At 67.2% G+C, this 2035-nt stretch carries 2 protein-coding genes; one reads left to right on the top strand and one right to left on the bottom strand.

All coding sequences use genetic code 11. The features are described from left to right. Positions 1–411 (top strand): hypothetical protein (locus VNF71_14535; GenBank protein ID HVA75772.1); only part of this gene is annotated, 411 nt, incomplete at its 5' end. Positions 412–439: 28 nt separating this feature from the next. On the opposite strand, the gene VNF71_14530 is transcribed toward VNF71_14535, so the two are convergent. Next, the gene (locus VNF71_14530) at positions 440–1804 is read right to left on the bottom strand and encodes an IS256 family transposase (GenBank protein HVA75771.1); all 1365 of its coding nucleotides are present in this window, start codon (positions 1802–1804) and stop codon (positions 440–442) included. Positions 1805–2035: the final 231 nt, after the last annotated feature.

Genomic DNA, 2035 nt, shown 5'->3' with positions numbered 1-2035 from the left:
GTATTGATCGTCTACCCGCTCATCCAAGGCCGCGATGCCGGCTGGCCGTGGTGGACGTACGCCAGCATCGCCGGGGGCGTCCTGATCATGGTCGGCTTCGCGTTCCAGCAACGGCAACGCGACGCGCGTGGCGTCGCGCCGCTCGTCACCCCGAGCGTCTTCAACCACCGCGGCTACACCGCGGGGCTGATCTTCGCGGTCCTGTTCTTCGCCGGGCTGGGTGGCACACTGCTGTGCGCGACCCTGTTCCTGCAGATCGGGCAAGGTTTCACCCCGATTCACGCAGCCCTGTGCACCGTGCCGCTGACCGTGGGGCTGGTCATCGGATCCGGTCTGTCGGGGGCGGTACTGGGGCCCAAGTTCGGCCGGCGACCTTGCAGGGCGGTTGCGTCCCAGGTGCGGTGTAAATGATGACCGACTCGGTTCCTTGGTGGTGATATTAGGCGACGGCTCCGACGGCTCCGACGGCTCCGACGGTTTGTGGTGGGGCGGTCTGGGTGGTCATTTCCGGGCGTCGGATCGGGGTTGGTGGGTCGAGTAGCTGGCGGCGTAGGTCAGCGAGCAGTCGGGTGCCGGTCGCGGTCATGTTCATGCCGCGCCAGCCGCGCGATGCCCGGTCGAGGACGGCCCAGACGAGGTTCAGGCAGGACGTTTCGCTGGGCAGTCGGCCGATGACTTTGACGCGACGGCGGGTTTCGCCGAAGGTGCGTTCGATGAAGTTGGAGTGCCTGATCCGGCGGTGGTGCTCCAGCGGGAACCGCAGGTAGCTGGTGAGCTGCTCGCGGTCGGTGAGTAGGCACTTGACTGCCGACGGGAACACCGACGCGTACTTCTCGGCGAAGGTGTCGATACGACCTTGCACGGCGGCGACGAGGGCGTGGCCGGGTGTCATCGCGGTGTCGGTGAGGGTGTCGGTGTCGAAGATCGCCCAGTAGGCGTCACGGATCTCGCTCTGCGCCTGGGCCGGCACCTTCGCTAGCACGTTCCTCGATCGGTGGATCAGACACCGCTGCCGCAGCGAGCGGGGCAGCGTGGTCTCGACCGCGGCGAGCAGCCCGGCGGCGCCGTCGCTGATGACGAGCAGCGGCGCTCGCAACCCCCGCGCGGTGAGCTCGTCGAGGAACCCGGCCCACGCGTCGGTCGACTCCGACCCGCCAGCGGCCAGGGCAACGAACACCGGCGCCCCGGTGGTGGTGATGCCCCACGCGGCCAGCACCGGCTCGGCGCGGGCGCCGGGGTGCATCTTGAACATCGACGCATCCAGGAACAGGTAATCCAGCTCGAGATCGTCGAGGCGCCGCGCCGACCAACGGCCGAACTCATCCCCGATCGCCTGGCAGACCCGCGAGACCGTCGACTTCGACAAGGCCGCTTCCGCGCCCAGAGCATCAGCGAGGGTGTTCTCCACATCACGGACCGACAGCCCGCGCACAAACCCCGCGATCACCAACGACTCCAGGGCATTCGACTTCGTCACGGACTTGCCGAACAGCCGCGACGCGAACGCCCCGGTCGTGCCCCGCAGCTTCGGCCGGGCCACGGTCACCGGCCCGGCGGTCGTCTTGATCGTCGCCTGGCCATAGCCGTTGCGGCTACCCGCCCGGGCGTCCTCGACACCGGCGACCCGCTGGTAGCGGGCCCGGCCCAGGAACACCTCGACCTCGGCCTCCAACGCCGTCTGGATGATCAGCCGGGCACCGAGGCGGGCGACATCCTCGATCACCTCCGACAGCTCACGCGAGCCGTCGAACAGCAGGTTGATCTCGCCGCGAATGCGGTCGGTGGGAGATACTCGTGATGACACGGGCGTAGTCCTTCCTTCGATGAGTTGGTAGCTCTTGAAGGAACCTACGTCCGTCGTCATTTACACCCGGGCTGGGACGCCACCGGCTAATAACGCCCTGCTCTCTGCCTGGGTCAGGCTTCCGCGGCGGCTGTACCTAGACACGTCAACGCTCCAAACAATCCACGACCTTGGCGCCGTTATGTCCGACGGTGAGACTTTTGAGCCCAATGAGCACGCACAACGAATAAG

The organism is Acidimicrobiales bacterium (genome assembly GCA_035533095.1).
Taxonomy (GTDB): domain Bacteria; phylum Actinomycetota; class Acidimicrobiia; order Acidimicrobiales; family Palsa-688; genus DATLUM01.
Note: the sequence above shows the minus strand (reverse complement) of the source record. Positions and strands in the feature narration are given on the sequence as shown.